The sequence below is a fragment of the Proteus hauseri genome, from assembly GCF_040139125.1.
Lineage (GTDB): Bacteria > Pseudomonadota > Gammaproteobacteria > Enterobacterales > Enterobacteriaceae > Proteus > Proteus hauseri_B.
Window position 1 is genome coordinate 595,084 of the sequence record NZ_JBEEUB010000001.1, and the last position, 20,530, is coordinate 615,613.

The following is a 20,530-nucleotide window of genomic DNA, read 5'->3' on the forward strand; positions in this document are numbered from 1 at the left end:
ATTTTCACAAACAGTAAATTAATCCTATATTTATTCTCTTTCTGATGACTGATGATATAACACACTATCTTCAGGCGCATTTTCTCTTTCGTTTAATCCATAATCACGTATAACGCTAGCAACACGTAAACGATAATGCTGCAAAATGGAGCTACGTCCTTTTGCCTGTGCCATACGATGTAACTCAGTATTACGCCATTTCAACACAGCATCTTCATTCTCCCAAAAGGAGAGTGATAATAATTTTTCGTTATCAGAGAGACTTTGAAAACGCTCAATAGAGATAAAACCATCAATTTTTAATAATGTCTCTTTTAACTCTTTGGCTAACGCCAAATAATGTGCTTGCTGCCCTTCATTGGTTTTTAATTCAAAAATAACTGCGATCATAATAAGAGTTTCCACTTAACAAATAGATTATTTAAATATTTATACTTAGCCCTGAAATTTATTCCAAACTAAAACAAGCACCCATGCAGCAATTATCCAACACAAAACGGCACCACTAAGTGCAGTAAATAATTTGACATAATTAAGCATAAAGTAGAGTGAAACCAGATACACCATATAAGGAATAACTGCCCACATGCTAAAGATAATCGTTGTACGTAAAGCTTCAATTGAGCGTTCAGAGCCAACGATATAGTGTGCGATTAACGCAAAAGTAGGAAAAAGCGGCACAAGTCCAGCAATGTAGTAATTGCGAGTTTTGGATAAAACGGCGATTAATACCACTACCAATGCGCCAATTAGGGCTTTGAGAAAGAGTCCCATTATTTGTCTTCTTTAATTTATGCACTAATAAGTCATCAATATACTTAATTGGTAAAATTAACCAATTTTATTTTTAACAAAAGCATATGTGTACACAAATAAAAGAGCGAGTATCATATTGATATAATGTATTAATTTGCCATTATCAATAGCATTTTTATACACAATGATATGCCGCATAATATGCCCTAGAGATTGCATTTCTATAACCAATTTCATCTTCCCTATTTATATTATCTTTAGCAAAAGATAATATATCGATATAAGTTATAGCCACTTTAATTCCCCTTTTAGGGTGGAGACGTTATCAACACCACCAATAAAAACACTAAATGTCTTATCTAAAAATTCTTTATGTTCAGCCAGTGCATATGCTAACTGTAGATTCATTTCCGATAGTACTTCTGGGTTATCACATTCAGAGGTCATCATAAGTACATTAGGTTGTTCATCGTAAGCTGAGGTGTTTGTGTAATTTACACCCACTATTTGAATTTGATTATTGTCAAGAATTGCTATTACTACACTAGCTAACTTTATTAATTCATTTTCATTTAAGCCAGATAAAGCACAATATCTTAATAAAACTGATTTAGCTTTTTCAAAATTATTCTTATATTCTTCTGCTTTCTTGTTATCAGATAATTTAATTAACTTGGTTAGATAATATTCTGCACGTTGTAAATTAGCAGTGTAAATACTTGCTTGATAAGCTAATAAAGCAAAGGTTACTGACTCATATTCTTCAACAAACCGATATAATAACGCTAGGTATTTTTATTTGATAAACGCTGACTTATAACAGCCAAATAATTTCTAGCATAATTAATGTTATTAACTTGAAGTGATAATTCAAAAAAATTAATAGCTTGATCCATTTTATCATTCAAACTATAGGCTAATGCTTTAAGATAATTTCTCTCTAATCCACGGCTATATTTATTTATATCTCTAATAAATTGAACAAATTCAAATTCAGTACAGACCTTTTCAAGTGCTATTTGTTCGTGAAGTAACTTTAATAATTCTTCTGATTTATAAATTGGTTGCATATATTCTTTTTCAATCATCAATAACGTATTACGAACGTTTTTCATATTAAAAGATTTCAAAAAAACAGACAATCTGAGATTATTAAACTTTCAAAACTCTTCGCAAAAAAAGATATTAGTTAATTAGTTAATTAGTTAATTAGTTAATTAGTTAATTAGTTAATTAGTTAATTCCAAGTTTTCATAAGATAATATATAAATATATATTTTAAGATGTAAGAAAGCCTACCAAAAGATGGCATAAATCAGTAAAAAACAAGTTGCCTTTATGGCAAGCACAAATGGGACACCCATTTTCAAAAATAGCGCATGAAATGACGGCTTATTGCCAGTTTAACAACGAGCAATAACCCATATTATGGCTAATAGATGAAAGTGAGCAATATGTCCCCAATGTGCCCCACTTGATATCAATAAAAATATAAATTCATTAATACCAAATAGTTAAATACTAAACTTGCATACTCATAATTTCTTGATAAGCAGCAACTAGCTTATTACGCACTTGCACACCCATTTGTAATGAGATGCTGGATTTTTGCATATCCACCATAACATCGTTTAATTCAACGCCTGGAGTTCCTAAAGTAAATGCTTGTACTTTGTTGGTTGCATTAACACGAGTCTCATTAATTTTACCTACGGCTTGAACAAGCTGACTGGCGAATCCTGCCTGTACTGGCTGGGGTTTAGCAATATTGGATGCTTGTAAACTCTGGATTTGCATTTTATCCAGAACACTTTCAATAGCTGGAATTGACATATAAACCTCTGCGTTAATCATCTAATTCAATTACTGAATCAATGTCATAGTAAGGAAGTGAACCAACACGCTTACCGAGTTATACCCTAACACAGGGGCTTCATTCCAAAGCGAGTAATTAACGCAAAAGTTAAAGGCTAATTACGCCATTAAATGAAACGCAAAAGGCCAATAATGAGACACCTGAGAGTAGGTTTATTTATTTGCGTAAGGGGAGTCTGTTTTGTTACGCCACGCTTTTAGTATTCATCCCGAACTACAAGGCAAGGATTGTCTATGAATGCCGAAAAAACCGACGTTGTGAACCAGAAAAAAGGTTTTAACGCCATTATTAACCGGTTAAAAGCCGATCCGAAAATCCCGTTGATTATTGCGGGATCGGCGGCAATTGCCATTTTTGTTGCTGCTTTCCTATGGTTACAAAGCCCTGAGTATAAAGTGCTTTACAGTAATCTTAGTGATAAAGACGGTGGCGAAATTGTCACACAGTTAACACAGATGAATGTACCTTATCGCTTGTCTCAAAATGGCGCAGCGATAATGGTGCCTGATGATCAGGTTCACGAATTACGCCTGAAACTCGCGCAAGCGGGTCTTCCTAAAGGCGGTGCTGCCGGTTTTGAACTACTCGATAAAGAAAAGTTCGGGATCAGTCAGTTTAGTGAACAGATTAACTATCAACGTGCACTGGAAGGTGAGCTTGCTCGTACCATCGAAACATTAGGTCCGGTACAAAATGCTCGCGTTCATTTGGCATTGCCAAAGCCGTCCCTTTTTGTTCGTGAACAGAAATCCCCTTCTGCATCCGTTACTGTTGGTCTTTTGCAAGGCCGAGCACTGGACGAAGGTCAGATTAATGCCATCGTGCATATCGTTGCAAGCAGTGTTGCTGGCATGCCAGATAGCAGTGTTACCATCGTTGACCAAAGCGGTAAATTACTGACACAACCTGATGCAATGGGTCGTGACCTTAATTCTACACAACTGAAATTTGTTCAGGAATTAGAAAACCGTTATCAACAACGTATCGAAACGTTATTGGGTCCGATAGTAGGACGTGGAAACGTTCATGCTCAGGTAACCGCTCAAGTCGATTTTTCTCATACCGAAGAGACGGCTGAAGAGTATAAGCCAAATCAACCACCTAATCAGTCTGCTGTACGCTCAAAACAAGTGAGCCAAAGTGAACAAAATGGTGGCATGTTGGCTGGCGGCGTACCAGGTGCATTATCAAACCAACCAGTTGCACCACCTCAAGCGCCTATCGAAGCACCTAAAGCTGAAGATGGCGAGAAAAAAGAGGATGCAACTACAGGTACTAACCGTTCCCTCACTCGTAATCCAAACAGTAATAGCCGTTTAGATGAGACAACTAACTTTGAAGTTGACCGTCGTATTCGTCATATAAAACGCCCTGTTGGAAATATCGAACGCCTTTCTGTCGCTGTTATTGTTAACTACAAGACAGTAGAAGATAAGAAAGAAGCAGCTGAAGGCGAAGAACCTGTTGTTGAAACAAAACAGATCCCGCTAACGGATGAACAACTTCAACAAATTGAAGGTCTTGTTCGTGAAGCGATGGGATATTCTCAAGATCGTGGTGACTCCTTAAGTGTTGTTAACTCTCAGTTTAATGATGTTGAAGAAAAAGTTATTACGGTTCCTGTTTGGGAAAACCCAGAGATCTTATCAAAAGCATTAGATTTAGGTCGTTGGCTACTACTGGTCATCATTGCATGGATCTTATGGCGCAAACTGGTGAAACCACAGCTTGAGAAACGCCGTGAAGCTGAAATTGCAGCACAGAAAGCCGTGTTGAAAACGAAGCTGAAAGTAAAAGATAACGTTAATGAAGCAGAATTAGACGACGAAGAAAGACGTAAACAAGCACGTCAACGCGTAAGTGCCGAATTACAAAGCCAACGTATCCGAGAAATGGCAGAGAAAGATCCTCGTGTTGTTGCAATGGTAATTCGTCAATGGATGAGTAAAGAACAATGAGTAGCTTAACTGGAACCGAAAAAAGCGCCGTCATGTTACTAACTCTCGGTGAAGACCGAGCGGCAGACGTATTTAGACACTTATCAACACGTGAAGTGCAGCAACTTAGTATTGCAATGTCATCAATGCGCCAGATTTCAAATCAGCAATTGATTGATGTAATGGCGAGCTTTGAAGAAGACGCTGTTCAATATGCTGCGCTCAATGTGAATGCAAATGACTACTTACGCTCTGTTCTCGTTAAAGCACTGGGTGAAGAACGTGCGAATAACCTATTAGATGAAATCTCTGAAACACGAGAAACCTCTACAGGGATTGAAACGCTTAACTTTATGGAGCCACAAATGGCTGCCGATATTATCCGCGACGAACATCCGCAGATTATCGCCACTATTCTGGTTCATCTTAAACGAGGTCAAGCAGCTGATATTCTGGCACTGTTCGATGAGAAACTGCGTAATGACGTGATGCTGCGTATCGCAACATTTGGTGGTGTTCAACCATCCGCATTAGCCGAGTTAACTGAAGTTCTGAATAACCTACTTGATGGTCAGAACCTCAAACGCAGTAAGATGGGTGGTGTTCGTACTGCAGCGGAAATTATCAACCTGATGAAGAGTCAGCAGGAAGAGAATGTTATTACCGCAGTACGCGACTACGACGGCGAGCTGGCACAAAAAATTATCGACGAAATGTTCCTGTTCGAGAACCTTATCGATATCGACAACCGTTCTATTCAACGCATTCTACAGGAAGTGGAATCCGACTCCTTGGTTGTGGCATTGAAAGGGTGCGATCAAGAGCTGCGCGATCACTTCCTCAACAATATGTCGCAACGTGCTGCTGAGATTATGCGTGATGACTTGTCTTCTCGTGGACCTGTTCGCATGTCCCAAGTGGAAGCAGAGCAGAAAGCCATTCTGCTTGTTGTTCGCCGCTTAGCAGAGACCGGAGAAGTTGTGCTTCATGGAGGAGACGATACCTATGTCTGATAAACATACTGATACAAACTGGAAGCCTTGGGTTCCAAAAGAACTCACTGATTGGGAATTAGCTGCTGAGGATACAGCAGATAGCGAAAAGGATGACGAAAAACAGGAAAAAGAAGTCGTTCAGCAACAGAAAGTGCTTGAGCAAATCAATATGCTCGATGACATGAAAGATAAGGCCCAAAAAATGGGGCACGCTGAAGGCTTTGAGGCAGGGAAAAACCAGGGTTATCAGGACGGCTATCAGGCAGGATTACAATCGGGTATCGAAGAAGGTATTCGCCAAGGTATTGCGCAGCAAGATCCATTAATTAGTGAATGGCAAGGCTTACTCTCTGAGTTTAGACATTCACTTAATGGGTTAGATAGCGTTATAGCCGCACGATTAATGCAAATCGCACTCACTGCTGCAAAAGAAGTGTTAGGTCAATCAGCCGTGTGTGATGGTTCTGCATTACTTGCTCAGATTACGTTAATGGTTCAGCAAGAACAGATGTTTACCGGGAATCCGCAATTGCGGATTAACCCGAAACATATTCCGCTAATAGAAAAAGAGTTAGGTGAATCGCTTTCTGCTCATGGTTGGAAAGTGGTTGCCGATAACAGTATTCATGTTGGTGGATGTCGCGTTGTCACAAACGATGGCGACCTTGATGCAACCATTGCAACCCGTTGGCATGAACTTTGTCGTCTTGCCGCACCGGAGGCGTTGTAATGACAGCAAGATTGGGGCGTTGGCTAGAGAAACTCAGTGAGACGCAAGCGCGGTTAAATAAAATTCCGCGCGTTCGTCAATATGGGCGTTTAACCAGAGCAACAGGTTTAGTTATGGAAGCTAAGGGGCTAGTCATGCCTCTTGGCTCTACGTGTTTAATCGAACGCACCATTGGCAAGACGGTTGAAGAAGTCGAAAGTGAAGTGGTTGGATTCAATGGCAGCCAAATGTTGCTAATGCCTTTACAGGAAGTAGAGGGATTAACACCTGGTGCGAGAGTCTATGCACAAGCTGCGCCGGGTAGTGAGAATGAAGGTCGACAATTACCACTAGGTGATGCGTTGTTAGGACGTGTTCTCGATGGTTCAGGTTATCCTTTAGATGGTTTTCCACCACCCGATACAGGCTATCGCGCACCGCTTATCACACCACCAATTAACCCATTACAACGTACACCTATTACCGATGTTCTTGATGTTGGTGTTCGTGCCATTAACTCACTATTAACCGTGGGTCGTGGACAACGCATGGGGCTTTTTGCGGGCTCTGGTGTAGGTAAAAGTGTGTTATTAGGCATGATGGCACGCTTTACACAAGCGGATGTGATTGTCGTTGGGCTAATTGGTGAACGTGGACGCGAAGTTAAAGACTTTATCGAAAATATTCTTGGTACAGAAGGATTAGCACGTTCTGTTGTGGTTGCAGCGCCTGCTGACGTATCACCACTATTGCGTATGCAAGGTGCCTCTTATGCAACTCGTATTGCAGAAGATTTTCGTGATCGCGGAAAACATGTATTGCTGATTATGGATTCACTTACACGTTACAGTATGGCGCAACGTGAAATTGCCCTTGCGGTTGGTGAGCCACCTGCAACTAAAGGCTATCCACCTTCAGTATTCGCAAAATTACCCGCATTAGTTGAACGTGCAGGTAATGGCGTCGATGGCGGTGGTTCGATTACAGCTTTTTATACGGTATTAACCGAAGGTGATGATCAACAAGATCCAATAGCAGACTCAGCCCGTGCCATTTTAGATGGGCATATTGTGCTTTCACGCTCATTAGCAGAAGCAGGTCACTACCCTGCTATTGATATTGAAGCCTCAATTAGTCGTGCAATGACGTCGCTGATTGATAAAACACATTACCGTCGAGTTCAGGTATTTAAACAGCTGTTATCGAGTTATCAGCGTAACCGCGATTTAATTAACGTGGGTGCTTATGCCGCAGGAAGTGATCCAATGCTTGATAAAGCCATTGCGCTTTATCCTTCATTGTCGAAGTTCTTACAACAAGATATCCAAGAACAATGCAGCTATCAGAGTGCATGTGAGCAGCTTAATCAACTGATCACACTAAACTAATTCTGAACATAATCAGAGAAAGTAAAGAGGGTTCCAATGCGGGAGCAGTCACCTTTAGTGACACTGAGAGAACTGGCACAGACAGCGGCTGAACAAGCCGCTATTCAACTGGCTCAGGTCCGGCAGAGTCATCAACAAATGGAACAGCAACTCAATATGTTGATCGGGTATCAGGATGAATACCGAGTGCGTTTGAATGAGACACTAAATTTAGGGGGAATGTCATCAGCATCGTGGCAGAACTACCAGCAGTTTCTCAAAACTCTCGAACTTACTATCGAGCAACATAAACAGCAACTTCGCCATTGGCAGGAACAGTTAGATTTAGCGACTGACCAATGGAGAGAAAAACAGCAACGGCTCAATGCATTTGAGACTTTGGAGCAGCGTGCTGAGGATAGCCGTAAGCGACATCTTGATCGTATTGAACAGAAACAAATGGACGAGTACGCACAGCGTAGTACTTTACGGAGAACAACTTAATGGAGATAACGCTTCTGACTATGGATGTCACAGCACCATCTCCGGGACCGACATCCTCGACAAATAGTCAGCCCGGTGATAATGCTTCGACATTTGCTCAACTACTGAGCGGTCAATCTCAGAATGCTCAGAGTGATAAAAAAACTGCCCATATCGAAGGTCAATCACCAAAAGAGAATAAGGCACATCTTCACTCTGAAGAGAATAAAAATAAGAGCAAAGAGGACGACAATAGCATCGTATCTGTTGCTACACAGTCCCTTATCGAAGAGAACCTGCCTCAAGAGAAATCTCCCCTAGCCCTCTCTTTACCTGATAACGAACAGTTTGCTGGCATTCTTGAGAATAAAACCGCACCTTCGTTAATGTCCGCAGAAGAGCTTGCCGCTGAGCTTCCAGTTCAATTAGCAGGATTACCGGGATTAAAACGCGGCGCTCTTACACCTGAACATCTTGCTCAGTCATTACAGCAATCTCACTTGCAAAACCGAGAAAATGGTTTGGCGTCTTTGGCTAATTCTGTTTCAAAAGACAGTGATGTATTATCGGATCTCAACCTTTCCGATAAACAACATCTTGTAAAGTCTGATGAGAAATCATTATTAGCACAATTACGCCCTGAAACTGCGGCATTAGCTACTCAAGGTTCATCAGTAGCGCCAAATGAGAAGCCAGCGAAGAAAACAGAGTCTTTCGCTTCATTGTTAACACCAACAGCAGAGAAAGTGAATTCACTGCTTAATGGTGATAAGCAGCTATCAGCGAATAAGTTAACTGAAAATGCAGCTCAGCAAGTTGTTGCAGCAAATAGTGTTGCTGAAAGAGACCTTCATAATACGTTATCAACGAGCTCTTCTTTTGCTTCACACGCTATCGCGGGGACACAAACATCTGCGATAAACCAACCTCAAGTTCATTTTTCACCTATGGCAACACAGGTATTAAACGCACAAGTGGGTACACCGGAGTGGCAACAGCAATTAAATCAACAAATTGTGATGTTTAGCCGTAATGGTTTACAAAAAGCAGAGTTGCGTTTACACCCTGAAGAGCTAGGTTCATTGCACATTCGAATGAAGATAGAAGATGGTCAGGCACAGTTACATCTTGCTTCACAGAACGGGCAAGTTCGTGCTGTATTAGAAAATGCCATCCACCATTTGCGTCAAGCGCTCTCTGAAAATGGGATCCAGCTCACGCAAAGTCAAGTGTCTAGCGACAGTCAAGACGGTTGGCAACAAGAAAATATGTCAGATTCCTCTCAATTTAGTGGAGATGGTGCCGATAATCATCAAGGAAGTGAGGGTAATTCTCTGCAATTAGCCTCTGAAACGGCACTACAAAAGATAACTCTTACGCCGCAAGAATTAGCATCTGCTCGTGGTGGCGTCGATATTTTTGCCTAATACAAATGTATTGGGAGGACACACTATGTCAATAAACGTAAGAGTTAATGGTTTTTTCCCTATCTGTTTCTGCAATTAAAAAATAGAAATAGCGGGATAATTAAGGTTGATTTAGATGGATATGGAAGTCCACAACAGTGAACACGTATCCACTACAAAACAGGAATTTAACTGTCCATGTCTAATTACAGCAATGAACGTAAAAGCTATAGCTTAATTCTGATCATCGTATTATTGGTGGTCGCCATTATTGCAGCGGCATTCGGTGGATATAGTTGGTGGGCATTGAAGCATGCTAAATCAGGTACAGCGGGCACAAGTCAGCAAAAAGTTATACCGGCCCCCGTTTTTATGTCATTAGAACCCTTTACTGTAAATCTAATTGATGACGAAGAACACTTAGATAGAGTGCTCTATATAGGTATCACATTACGATTACATAATGACGACACTCGTAAACGTCTGCATGACTACTTACCCGAAGTCCGCAGCCGGTTGTTATTACTTCTTTCCCGTCAACAAGCCAACAAGCTTGCGACAGATAATGGAAAACTCCAACTAATGACTGATGTAAAAGAAACGCTGAGACCGACTCTCGTACCGGGAGAATCTGAACAGATCCTTTCCGATGTACTGTTTACCACGTTTATTCTGCGATAATCATTATGAGCGATAATATCCTTTCACAGGCAGAGATAGATGCTCTGCTGAATGATGACACATCAGGTGACGACGCCCAAAAAAGCGCGAACAGGGAACCTGCGATAGCGAAGGATCCGAATGAACCGGATATTCAGCCTTATGACCCTAACACGCAACGCCGTGTAGTTCGTGAACGTTTACAGTCGTTAGAAATTATTAACGAACGCTTTGCTCGTCAATTCCGTATGGGGCTGTTTAACATGCTCCGTCGGAGTCCAGATATTACTGTTGGTGGCGTTAAAATTCACCCTTATCACGACTTTGCTCGTAACTTACCCGTACCAACTAACCTGAACTTGGTACATTTAAAACCGTTACGTGGCACAGCGTTATTTACCTTTGAACCGAATCTGGTTTATATCGCGGTTGATAACCTGTTTGGTGGTGATGGCCGTTTTCCTATCCCTGTGGAAGGCCGTGAGTTTACAAACACAGAGCAACGGATTATCAACAAAATGTTGAAACTGGCACTTGATGCCTACCGTGATGCTTGGGATTCCATATTCAAAATTCAAGTTGAATATGTGCGTTCAGAGATGCAGGTTAAATTTACTAATATCACCTCATCACCGAATGACATCGTTGTTACGACACCTTTTCAGGTAGAAATCGGTTCAATGGTTGGGGAATTTAGTATCTGTATTCCTTTTGCCATGATTGAACCGTTACGTGAACGACTGATTAATCCACCTATTGAGAATGTCCGTCAAGAAGATGGGATCTGGTTAGATAGCTTAGTCAATCAAGTTCAACATTCAGAACTTGAATTGGTTGCCAATTTTACTGATGTCCCATTACGTTTATCAAAAGTGCTTACACTAAAACAAGGGGATGTTATCCCTATTGATAAACCGGAAAGATTGATTGCACATGTTGATGGTGTACCTGTATTGACCAGCCAGTATGGTACGGTAAATGGGCAGTATGCCTTACGTGTTGAACACCTAATTAACCCTGTTTTAAACGCTCTGGATGAGGAACAAACCGATGAGTGATGCGAATCGCCCAACTGATAATTCACAACCTGCTGAAGATATGTGGGCTGAAGCAATGGAACAGCAAACTGGGAAAAGCCAGGACAATGGTTCCGATTTATTTGAGCACCTGTTACCAGAAGAGGATGCGCTAAGCCATCTGTCTGATATCAATTTGATTATGGATATTCCAGTCAAATTAACAGTCGAGTTAGGTCGCACCAAAATGACTATCAAAAAATTACTTAGCCTTTCACAAGGTTCTGTCGTTTCACTTGATGGTTTAGCAGGAGAACCCCTTGATATCCTTATCAATGGCTATTTGATTGCTCAGGGTGAAGTTGTTGTTGTTTCTGATAAATATGGCATCCGTATTACCGATATCATTACGCCATCAGAACGTATGCGTCGTCTGAGTCGTTAATTTATGGAACAGCTTCCTTCCTTTTCCAGCCAAGGTGCGGAGATAACTGCCGCACCCGCTACAACACAGACTGTTCAAACCGTTGCTCAACCGCCTTTACCTGTAGGTCAAAGCCTTGCGCAAGTCAGTACGGCACTTGCAGGAATTATTGTTCTTATCATTGTCGCAATGTGGTTATTCCGTCGTTTCGGATTAACTCGTGGAACATTTAAAGGCACTCAAGCTCAACTTAACGTTAAAGCAAGTTGTTCATTAGGTGCTAAAGAACGTGTGGTAGTTGTTGAAATTGAACAGGAATGGCTAGTATTAGGGGTAACTGCGTCGCAGATTAATCTGTTACATAAATTACCTATCCCTGATAACGCCTCGCAGGAAGCGACCGCATCACCCGCATCTCCACTATTTACCCAATTATTACAAAAAACGCTAAAGCGAGATAAAGGCAACTCATAATGCATCAATGTGTCTCTTTTTTTAACGCATTAAAGCGCTGGCATCTCTTTGCTAGTGTGCTGATTTTGTCACTATTACCTAGCAGCGCGTTTGCTCAATTTCCAGGTCTTGTTACTCAATCGTTACCTGGTGGCGGTCAAAGTTGGTCATTACCGGTACAAACATTAATCTTTATTACAGCGCTTGGGTTTATTCCTGCTGTTTTACTGATGATGACCAGTTTTACACGTATTATTATTGTGCTGGGCTTATTACGTAATGCGTTAGGTACACCTTCAGCGCCGCCAAACCAAGTGGTTCTTGGTCTTGCCTTATTTATGACCTTTTTCATTATGGCACCGGTTTTTGATAAAATTTATCAAGATGCTTATATGCCATTTAGTGAAGATAAAATCTCTTTTGAACAAGCGTTAGATAATGGTGCTAAACCACTACGTGAATTTATGATGCAACAAACACGTGAGACAGATTTAGCGCTATTTGCGCGTCTTGCAGACGCACCTGCATTTGAGACTCGCGAAAGTGTACCAATGCGCATATTAGTTCCGGCTTACATTACCAGTGAACTAAAAACGGCATTCCAAATTGGTTTTATGATATTTATTCCTTTCTTAATTATCGACTTGGTGGTTGCCAGTGTTTTAATGGCGCTTGGTATGATGATGGTACCTCCTGCTACGGTATCTCTCCCCTTTAAGCTCATGCTATTTGTGTTAGTTGATGGCTGGCAGTTAATACTGGGTTCATTAGCACAAAGCTTCTTTCATTAGCGCTGAGGTTATTTATGACACCAGAATCCGTTCTAGCACTTGGCACAGAAGCGATGAAAATCGCTTTGTCCCTTGCGGGTCCATTATTACTTTCTGCGCTTGTTACTGGTTTAGTCATCAGTATGCTTCAAGCTGCAACGCAAATAAACGAAATGACGTTGTCGTTTATTCCTAAGATCCTTGCAGTACTGGCGGCTATTTTAGTTGCAGGACCTTGGATGCTCAGTTTGTTATTAGATTATATGCGTAACTTATTTACGGGTATTCCAGGAATGATTGGTTAATTGCAATGATGACCCTGACCAGTGAAATGCTTACCGGCTACATTAGTGATTTTTTCTGGCCATTTGTACGGATCCTTGCGCTTTTTAGCACAGCACCGCTTTTTAGTGAAAAACAGACACCAAAAAAGTTTCGTATTGCGTTAGCCTTTCTTATCACTGCATTGGTTGCACCCGGATTGCCACCAAATAATATTCCGCTATTTTCGATAATCGCGTTTTGGGTGCTACTCCAACAGATCCTTATTGGGACTCTTTTAGGCTTAGCAATGCAGATGGCATTTGCCTCTGTACGCCATGCCGGTGAGGTGATTGGTTTGCAAATGGGTCTCTCCTTTGCAACATTCTTTGACCCATCAGGTGGACCCAATATGCCCATTCTTGCGCGTATTTTTAATATGCTTACCATGTTACTGTTTATGGTATTTGATGGGCATTTATGGCTATTATCTATTTTAGTTGATACTTTCTATGTTGTTCCGATAGAAAATCAAACCTTTAACTCTTTAGCTTTTTTAACTTTAGTTCAAAGTGCAGGTGCTATTTTCATTAACGGTATGATGTTAGCAATGCCACTTATCACCCTTCTCTTGGTGCTAAATCTTTCATTAGGTATTTTAAATCGCATGACACCACAGCTATCCGTGTTTGTGGTTGGCTTCCCACTCACATTAACGGTGGGTATTTTAGCGATGTCGATGATAATGCCAGCACTCCCTGTCTTTACTGAACGTGTCTTTAGCGATACGTTTAATCGAATTACATTAATATTGCAGCAGTTGGTTTCTTAATAAAAAACCTATTTTCACCTTCTTATTTCTTTTTTAGCTTTCTATAGCCAATATTGTTTGTTTATTCTACAATGGTTGTATATCAATTGCTATACAAGGAGGCGTGGTATGAAATCAGATGTACAACTCAACATTCGCGCTAAAGAATCACAACGCACACTTATTGATACTGCTGCTGAAATTCTCCATAAATCTCGTACTGACTTTATTCTTGAGACAGCATGCCAAGCTGCTGAAGATGTCATTTTAGACCGTAGAACCTTTAATTTAAATGATGCCCAATATGCGGAATTTATAGAAATTATTGATGCGCCGGTTGATATTGACCCTGCTCTTGAAAAGTTATTAACGAGAAAACCATTATGGGAAAAATAATAGCACCTGAGCCGTTATCAAGTTCACATGAAGTGGCAGATTTTTATAGTAGTGAAAGTGTATTAGATAACTGGATAAAACAGCGGGGTTTAAAAAACCAATTATTAGGTGCATCTCGTACTTTTGTGGTCTGTGAAGAAGGTAGCCATCATGTTGTTGGCTATTATTCTTTAGCTACAGGAAGTGTTAATCATACCGAAGCAATGCGCCATATTCGTCGCAATATGCCAGATCCAATACCCGTGATCATTTTAGCGAGACTTGCTGTTGATATATCCTTTCATGGAAAAGGTCTTGGTGCCGATTTATTACGGGATGCTGTTTTACGCTGTTACCATGTTGCTGAAAATATTGGTGTTAAAGCAATTATGGTTCATGCTCTCACAGAAAATGCCAAACAGTTTTATCTTTATAATGGTTTTAAAATTTCATCAACACAAGAAAACACCCTCTTTTTAGCATTAAAAAAATAGACCTAATGAGTCTATTCAAATAAAAAAATCCCCTGATAAATCAATATCAGGGGAAACATCAATGTGTCGCGAGACAACACAGGAAAATAATTTTAGCGATACATCGCAAACATCGACATACCTTTCATATCGTTAAATACTTTGTAAGAGGCTTGCAGTACAGACTCTTCTTGGTAGTACTCAGAAATCGCTTGAGTCCAATCCAAATCACGTAGTTCACTTAAGCGTTTTGCATTTCTTAGTGACGTATCCGCACCTAAATCATCTAAATTATCAAGCTCTTGAAGTTGTAAGCCTAATTTAGCTTCAACACTTGAGATGTTATTTAAGGTTGCACGATTAACGCGGTTTGCCTCGTCAATCTTTTCAAGTGCATCTTTACGCAGTGTTTCAGCATTAGGATCATCTTTCAGTGGTGTACGTAGCGCGGTAATCGCATCATCTAATGCGTTAAAAATATCAGGCTCTGTACCTACACCACCTGAAGATTGCAGTGTTTCAATCCCCGTAAAGTTGGTGGTCATTTCGATATTGCTATCCACTTTTTGCGTAATTTGCTTTTCGCCGCCTTGATAAGTGATTTTCCCTGCTGCATCTGCAACAAAAGGAGGCTTATCCGATTGGAAGCCCGCAAAAATATAGCGACCTACACCATCTTTAGTATTACCAATACCCACTAATTGATCTTTTAAACCACTGAGTTGATCAGCCAATGATGCACGGTCTTCGTCACTTAATGTGGCGTCGTTACCTGCTGCAACCAATGTTTCTTGAATTTTGGTTGTAATATTAACCATTTGGCTAGATAAGCTCATTTGCAAAGACATGCTGTTTTTTGCAAATCCACGCGCAGTCGCATATTGCTGATTACGTGATTCAGATTGCTTAACCATAACCGCTTGTGATGCCGCCATCGGGTCATCAGAGGGCTTTTCAACACGACGACCACTGGAGATTTTATTTCCTTCAGTCATCCATTTGCTTTGCGAAGAGGTAATATTATCCATTCGCTGGCTGTAAATTTGATTTGAACTTAAACGCACAGTGTTATTCCTTATTCTGATGAAGGCTTAGAAAATTTGCATAATCGCATCAAACATGCTGTTTGCCGTTTGAATAACTTTCGCATTCGACATGTAATATTCTTGAATACGATACATCTCGCCGTATTCTTCATCCATGTTCACACCAGAAACAGACTGCTGTTGTTCCTGTATGCTTTTGGTGATAGAAACCTGTGCATCAAAGTCAACTTGCGCCGTGTTCACTTTATTACCCACCATACTAATCAGTGAGCCATAAGCACCTGCAATCGTGGTTTTGCCATTAATGATTTTTTCATCAGGTAACTCAAACATTTTTTTCATGTTTTCGTTATCGCTTGGTCCGGTGTCTTTTTCACCAGCAGCAGCAATTTTACTTGGATCAGTAATTGCAACACTCATACCTGCGATCACGTTACCAACAGGTTGAACAACAATAGAGTCGCCCTCTTTTGGTGTTCCTGTTATGCCAATTTTCATGCCTTCAAATTCTAATTCACCCGCACCATTCGGCGTTGCTTCAAACTTACGATTGCCGGGTTCAACCGTCACATTCCACTTACCGCCTTCATATTTAACGGTATAGTCTGCGGCTTGCACTGTTTTGGTATCGCCATACTCAACTTTAAATGCAGCGTCACCTGTATTTTTGCCATTAGGCATAACATGAGCGCCACCAAGGTTAAAGAACTTCTCACCTTTGTCGCCATTTAAATCAAAGCCTTGCTCATGCTGTTTATTAAATTGGTCGCCCAGTACTAATGCTAATTGGTTTAATTGATTACGGCTTGGGTCTAGCACCTCTTCACGGCTACGATAAGCCCCGCCTAATTCACCACCATTAATACGTTTGGCATCAACTTCACGAACTTCGTCGATACCGTTGCTATAACCGATAACAGTACGTTCGCTATTTTTGTTTGAAGGAATGGCAGAAACTTCATAAGAACGCGTTCCTGAAACCAGCGGCAATCCATTGGCAAAAGTGACGTTAACAAAACCACCGTCTTGTTGGGTCACTTGCACATCAACTAAGGTGTTTAGCTCTTGAATTAAACGGTCACGTTGGTCAAGCAAGTCATTAGGATCAGCGCCATTAAAGCCTTTAGAACGACTAATTTCATTGTTCAACTTAGCGATTTGTTTGCTGTATTCATTGATATTTTTAGTCGTGTTGTTCACTTGACTATTAATATCTTTTTCCAAATCACGCAGTGATTGATCCGCTTTAGTAAACATATTTACCATCGCTTCAGCTTTACCAATCACCGTTGTACGTGCTGGATTATCTTCGGCGTTATTGGTTACGTTTGGTAAGCTAGTAAAAAATTCATCAATCGCGGTAGAAACGTCATTGCCTTTATCAGCTAACAGATCATTAATCTGTGCAATATTGCTGGTATAACTGTTTAGGGCGCTCTGTTTTGCCATTGCACGGTTCATTTGACCTGCAAGGAATTCATTATATTCACGATGAATACGGCTGACATTAACGCCATTACCGATATAACCATTACCGGTCATCGTTCCACCGTTTTCATTAAAAACAGTCATCTGACGGTTGTACCATTTAACATTTGAGTTAGCGATGTTATTACTGATAGTGCTCATCGCAGCTTGTGCCGCATTAAGTCCGCTCATCGCTGTATTAATTAAACTGTTGGACATTTGTCTATCCTTTTACGTTTAGTCATCTCCCGTATGTACGGAGCATAACTGGGCAGTTGGAATGAATGCTCTGGTCTTTATTATCGGTTCTTCCCCTCTAAACTTGAGGGGAAAATAATTAAAATAAATCGCTTAAGTCGTGGGTATAGGTTTTAGCAACTTGATCGCCACTACCTTTTAATTGACCAATAATAGAAACCAGTTTTTTGGCATAGCCCGGATCGGTCGCATAACCCGCTTCTTGGATACGATAAGCGGCTTGCTCTGGGGTTTGCGCTTTAGGTACTTGCGCATAACGAGGGCTTTGTGTAATCAAGCGTAGGTAGTCTTGAATGGCATCAACATAAGAGTCATAAACACGGAAATTATCACGCATTTTTATCGATTTACCGTCAATAACCTCAGTCGTCATAATATTCGTTACAGGTCCTTTCCAACTGTTGCCTGCTTTAATACCGAATAAGTTATAACTTGGCTTACCTTCGCCAGTTAAAATTTCACGTTTACCCCAACCTGATTCTAATGCAGCCTGTGCCACTACCAGTAAATGGTGAACACCTGTACCTTCTGTTGCTTCTTTAGCTGGACCTAATAATTTAGCGGCAAAAGAAGCACTGTTTTCAGATAATCCTTTCAACTTACCTATCGTACTTTCAACCGCATTTTGGTACGGCTGCATTGCACGATAGAGTTGTCCTAATGCCTGTGTTGGCATTGATTGGAAAATATCACTGCTATCTAATGGCATTGGCGTTTTACCTGCCATTTCACTAGGTTCCATCGTCACTTTGGCTGATAGCTGTTTTTCTATCATGTCAGCAAATCCCAAGCCTTTTCTCGATAAGTCTTGAGAGATTTGTTGATCATAAAGTGAGGTATACATTTTGGTGCTTTCTGAATTGAACATACTGTCTTGCGGCACGGCATCTCGCATGCTCTTTAACATCATTTGTACAAAAACACCTTCAAGTTGCTGCGCCACTTGGCGCAGCCCTTGTTGATCGGCATTTTGTCCAACCTGATATTTAAGTTTATTCAATGCATTGCTGTCATATGCCGGCGTTGAGATGTTTGGCATTGAAGAAAGCAGAGATAAATCTTTCATCAGATAATCTCCAATCTCGCACGTAGACAACCCGCACTTTCCATCGCTTGAAGTATCGACATTAAATCGGTTGGTGTTGCACCTAATGCATTTAATGTACGGATCACTTCATTAAGGCTCGCACTGGCATTCACTTGTTGTAATGAACCGCCTTGCTCGCTCATATTCACGCTAGTATTACGAGTAACGACCGTGCTACCACCCGCAAAGGGTGTATTTGGCTGGCTAACATTGACTTGGCTATCCACCGTGACAGATAAGTTACCTTGCGCGATAGCACAACTTCCCAATGTCACATCGCGGTTCATAACAACAGAACCGGTTCTTGCGTTGATTATTACTTTGGCATCAGCAACAACACGTTTAATCTCAAGATTTTGGACTTCAGCTAAAAAGCGCACTTGCTCACTTTTACCAATAGGAACTCGCAACTGAACAGTACGAGCATCTAATGGAATTGCGGTACCGACACCACGTAACTTATTGACGGTGTCTGAAATATGCTGAGCTAAAGTGAAGTTTTCTTCATTAAGCTGTAAATTTAACAGCCCAGATTGACCAAACTGAGAAGGCAATTCACGTTCAATAATGGCACCATTGCTAATACGACCACCCGCCAGCTGGTTTACTTTTACGCTATTACCACCCGCAGATGCGCCTGCACCACCAACAATAATATTACCTTGCGCTAAGGCATAGACCTGATTATCAACACCTTTTAATGGTGTCATCAGTAAAGTACCACCGCGTAGACTTTTCGCATTACCTAATGATGAAACCACGACATCAATAGATTGCCCAGTTCGGCCAAAAGGCGGTAATTTTGCCGTTATCATTACCGCAGCAACGTTTTTTAACTGCATATTGGTGCCTGGTGGTACAGTTATCCCTAGTTGCGAGAGCATGTTATTCAGACTTTGTGTGGTAAACGGGGTTTGCATTGTTTGGTCACCCGTTCCATCTAAACCCACCACCAAACCATAACCAATCAGCGCATTTTCTCTTACCCCTTCAACCGAGGTGAGATCTCTGATCCGTTCGGCATGGGCGGAAAAACCGACACATGTCAGCACGATAAAGAAAAGGCTAATCGCTATTTTTTTCATCTGGATCCTACTCATTAAAAAGGTGACACATTCAAGAAGAAGCGTTGTAGCCATCCCATAGACTGTGCTTCATTGATATAACCGTCTCCGATATATTCAATACGAGCATCAGCAACTTGGGTTGAGTTTACTGAGTTTGCGCCACTGATTGTTCGTGGATTCACAACACCAGAAAAACGAATAAATTCAGTACCCTGATTAATAGCTATCTGTTTTTCACCAATGACATGTAAGTTTCCATTAGCTAATAACTGATCAACGGTGACAGTGATTGTTCCTTTAAAGGTATTGTTGGCATTTGCACCCCCTTTACCACCAAAATCACTATTACCTTCCATACCCATATCAGTACGGCTATTACCAAACAATCCTTCCAAAAACCCGGGTGTAATCGAAGCAAGAAATCCTGCTTTACCATTACGGCTGGCATTTGCTGAAGAGTTTTTGCTCGCGCTTACATTCTCTTGCAACGTAATAGTCAACGTATCGCCGATATTTCGTGGGCGTCTATCTTCAAATAGAGGCTGATAACCAAAATAAACTGGCTGAGTTGATTGAAAAATCGAGCCATTAGGTGCAGGAGCAGTAGGCGCTGTTGGCACAGCGGTTGTTTGACCTTCAACCAACGGTTTTTTGGGGATATGAGCGCATCCTGCCAGTGTCAGTACCAACAGGGCGGTACCTAAACGCTGATGACGACGCCATCTGACACTAAGCTTTCTTGCCCCAGAATTGTCAGTAATGACCTTTGTATCCATCTTCGATACTCTTTTAGTAAAACGCCTGACAGAACATACTGTCAGGCTAATGAACAA

At 41.0% G+C, this 20,530-nt stretch carries 25 protein-coding genes; 15 read left to right on the forward strand and 10 right to left on the reverse strand.

The features are described from left to right. Positions 1 to 30: 30 nt before the first annotated feature. From ABN099_RS02710 to fliE, 5 genes are all read right to left on the reverse strand, one after another. Positions 31 to 390: an antibiotic biosynthesis monooxygenase family protein gene (locus ABN099_RS02710; RefSeq protein WP_349462156.1), complete on the reverse strand. Its 360-nt coding sequence runs from the start codon at positions 388 to 390 to the stop codon at positions 31 to 33. A 45-nt stretch (positions 391 to 435) separates the two neighbouring features. Next, on the reverse strand, positions 436 to 774 hold the full coding sequence (locus ABN099_RS02715; protein ID WP_349462157.1) for a GlpM family protein: 339 nt from the start codon (positions 772 to 774) through the stop codon (positions 436 to 438). Between the two features lie 267 nt (positions 775 to 1,041). After that, complete coding sequence (locus ABN099_RS02720; protein ID WP_349462158.1) at positions 1,042 to 1,164, reverse strand: hypothetical protein; 123 nt, start codon at positions 1,162 to 1,164, stop codon at positions 1,042 to 1,044. A gap of 377 nt (positions 1,165 to 1,541) precedes the next feature. Then, on the reverse strand, positions 1,542 to 1,871 hold the full coding sequence (locus ABN099_RS02725) for a hypothetical protein (protein ID WP_349462159.1): 330 nt from the start codon (positions 1,869 to 1,871) through the stop codon (positions 1,542 to 1,544). Between the two features lie 406 nt (positions 1,872 to 2,277). Next, complete coding sequence (gene fliE, locus ABN099_RS02730) at positions 2,278 to 2,589, reverse strand: flagellar hook-basal body complex protein FliE (RefSeq protein ID WP_349462160.1); 312 nt, start codon at positions 2,587 to 2,589, stop codon at positions 2,278 to 2,280. Between the two features lie 276 nt (positions 2,590 to 2,865). Here fliE and fliF point away from each other — a divergent pair, with 276 nt between their 5' ends. The 15 genes from fliF to ABN099_RS02805 all read left to right on the forward strand — a co-directional run bounded on the left by fliF (position 2,866) and on the right by ABN099_RS02805 (position 14,793). Then, entirely contained in the window at positions 2,866 to 4,590 is a 1,725-nt protein-coding gene (gene fliF, locus ABN099_RS02735; RefSeq protein WP_349462161.1) for a flagellar basal-body MS-ring/collar protein FliF, read from the forward strand. After that, positions 4,587 to 5,582 carry a flagellar motor switch protein FliG gene (gene fliG, locus ABN099_RS02740; RefSeq protein WP_349462162.1) on the forward strand — a complete coding sequence of 332 codons (996 nt, stop codon included), beginning with the start codon at positions 4,587 to 4,589 and terminating at the stop codon, positions 5,580 to 5,582. The genes fliF and fliG overlap by 4 nt, the downstream gene beginning before the upstream one ends. Next, entirely contained in the window at positions 5,575 to 6,294 is a 720-nt protein-coding gene (gene fliH / locus ABN099_RS02745) for a flagellar assembly protein FliH (protein WP_349462163.1), read from the forward strand. The genes fliG and fliH overlap by 8 nt, the downstream gene beginning before the upstream one ends. Further along, a complete protein-coding gene (gene fliI / locus ABN099_RS02750) occupies positions 6,294 to 7,661 on the forward strand; it encodes a flagellar protein export ATPase FliI (RefSeq protein WP_349462164.1) in 1,368 nt (455 codons plus the stop codon). The genes fliH and fliI overlap by 1 nt, the downstream gene beginning before the upstream one ends. 36 nt (positions 7,662 to 7,697) lie before the next feature. Beyond that, positions 7,698 to 8,144, forward strand: a complete 447-nt coding sequence (fliJ, locus tag ABN099_RS02755; protein WP_349462165.1) for a flagellar export protein FliJ — start codon at positions 7,698 to 7,700, stop codon at positions 8,142 to 8,144. Beyond that, on the forward strand, positions 8,144 to 9,550 hold the full coding sequence (locus ABN099_RS02760; protein ID WP_349462166.1) for a flagellar hook-length control protein FliK: 1,407 nt from the start codon (positions 8,144 to 8,146) through the stop codon (positions 9,548 to 9,550). Before fliJ ends, ABN099_RS02760 begins: the two co-directional genes overlap by 1 nt. A gap of 177 nt (positions 9,551 to 9,727) precedes the next feature. After that, on the forward strand, positions 9,728 to 10,210 hold the full coding sequence (gene fliL / locus ABN099_RS02765) for a flagellar basal body-associated protein FliL (protein WP_349462167.1): 483 nt from the start codon (positions 9,728 to 9,730) through the stop codon (positions 10,208 to 10,210). A 5-nt stretch (positions 10,211 to 10,215) separates the two neighbouring features. Continuing rightward, complete coding sequence (gene fliM / locus ABN099_RS02770; RefSeq protein ID WP_064720357.1) at positions 10,216 to 11,247, forward strand: flagellar motor switch protein FliM; 1,032 nt, start codon at positions 10,216 to 10,218, stop codon at positions 11,245 to 11,247. Continuing rightward, positions 11,240 to 11,650 carry a flagellar motor switch protein FliN gene (gene fliN / locus ABN099_RS02775; RefSeq protein WP_349462168.1) on the forward strand — a complete coding sequence of 137 codons (411 nt, stop codon included), beginning with the start codon at positions 11,240 to 11,242 and terminating at the stop codon, positions 11,648 to 11,650. The genes fliM and fliN overlap by 8 nt, the downstream gene beginning before the upstream one ends. 3 nt (positions 11,651 to 11,653) lie before the next feature. After that, a complete protein-coding gene (gene fliO, locus ABN099_RS02780; RefSeq protein WP_349462169.1) occupies positions 11,654 to 12,103 on the forward strand; it encodes a flagellar biosynthetic protein FliO in 450 nt (149 codons plus the stop codon). Continuing rightward, positions 12,103 to 12,873, forward strand: coding sequence for a flagellar type III secretion system pore protein FliP (gene fliP, locus ABN099_RS02785; protein ID WP_349462170.1), 771 nt, complete (start codon positions 12,103 to 12,105; stop codon positions 12,871 to 12,873). Before fliO ends, fliP begins: the two co-directional genes overlap by 1 nt. 14 nt (positions 12,874 to 12,887) lie before the next feature. Then, positions 12,888 to 13,157, forward strand: coding sequence for a flagellar biosynthesis protein FliQ (gene fliQ, locus ABN099_RS02790; RefSeq protein WP_064720361.1), 270 nt, complete (start codon positions 12,888 to 12,890; stop codon positions 13,155 to 13,157). A gap of 5 nt (positions 13,158 to 13,162) precedes the next feature. Continuing rightward, entirely contained in the window at positions 13,163 to 13,945 is a 783-nt protein-coding gene (fliR, locus tag ABN099_RS02795) for a flagellar biosynthetic protein FliR (protein WP_349462171.1), read from the forward strand. Between the two features lie 108 nt (positions 13,946 to 14,053). Next, entirely contained in the window at positions 14,054 to 14,320 is a 267-nt protein-coding gene (locus ABN099_RS02800; RefSeq protein WP_349462172.1) for a DUF1778 domain-containing protein, read from the forward strand. Beyond that, entirely contained in the window at positions 14,308 to 14,793 is a 486-nt protein-coding gene (locus ABN099_RS02805; RefSeq protein WP_349462173.1) for a GNAT family N-acetyltransferase, read from the forward strand. Before ABN099_RS02800 ends, ABN099_RS02805 begins: the two co-directional genes overlap by 13 nt. 92 nt (positions 14,794 to 14,885) lie before the next feature. Here ABN099_RS02805 and flgL read toward each other — a convergent pair whose 3' ends face one another. The 5 genes from flgL to ABN099_RS02830 all read right to left on the reverse strand — a co-directional run bounded on the left by flgL (position 14,886) and on the right by ABN099_RS02830 (position 20,473). After that, positions 14,886 to 15,836, reverse strand: coding sequence for a flagellar hook-associated protein FlgL (gene flgL / locus ABN099_RS02810; protein WP_349462174.1), 951 nt, complete (start codon positions 15,834 to 15,836; stop codon positions 14,886 to 14,888). A gap of 27 nt (positions 15,837 to 15,863) precedes the next feature. Then, the gene (flgK, locus tag ABN099_RS02815) at positions 15,864 to 17,504 is read right to left on the reverse strand and encodes a flagellar hook-associated protein FlgK (protein ID WP_349462175.1); all 1,641 of its coding nucleotides are present in this window, start codon (positions 17,502 to 17,504) and stop codon (positions 15,864 to 15,866) included. A gap of 118 nt (positions 17,505 to 17,622) precedes the next feature. Further along, positions 17,623 to 18,609 carry a flagellar assembly peptidoglycan hydrolase FlgJ gene (flgJ, locus tag ABN099_RS02820; protein ID WP_349462176.1) on the reverse strand — a complete coding sequence of 329 codons (987 nt, stop codon included), beginning with the start codon at positions 18,607 to 18,609 and terminating at the stop codon, positions 17,623 to 17,625. After that, positions 18,609 to 19,715: a flagellar basal body P-ring protein FlgI gene (locus tag ABN099_RS02825; RefSeq protein ID WP_349462177.1), complete on the reverse strand. Its 1,107-nt coding sequence runs from the start codon at positions 19,713 to 19,715 to the stop codon at positions 18,609 to 18,611. The genes flgJ and ABN099_RS02825 overlap by 1 nt, the downstream gene beginning before the upstream one ends. A gap of 14 nt (positions 19,716 to 19,729) precedes the next feature. Next, positions 19,730 to 20,473 carry a flagellar basal body L-ring protein FlgH gene (locus ABN099_RS02830; protein ID WP_349462178.1) on the reverse strand — a complete coding sequence of 248 codons (744 nt, stop codon included), beginning with the start codon at positions 20,471 to 20,473 and terminating at the stop codon, positions 19,730 to 19,732. Positions 20,474 to 20,530: the final 57 nt, after the last annotated feature.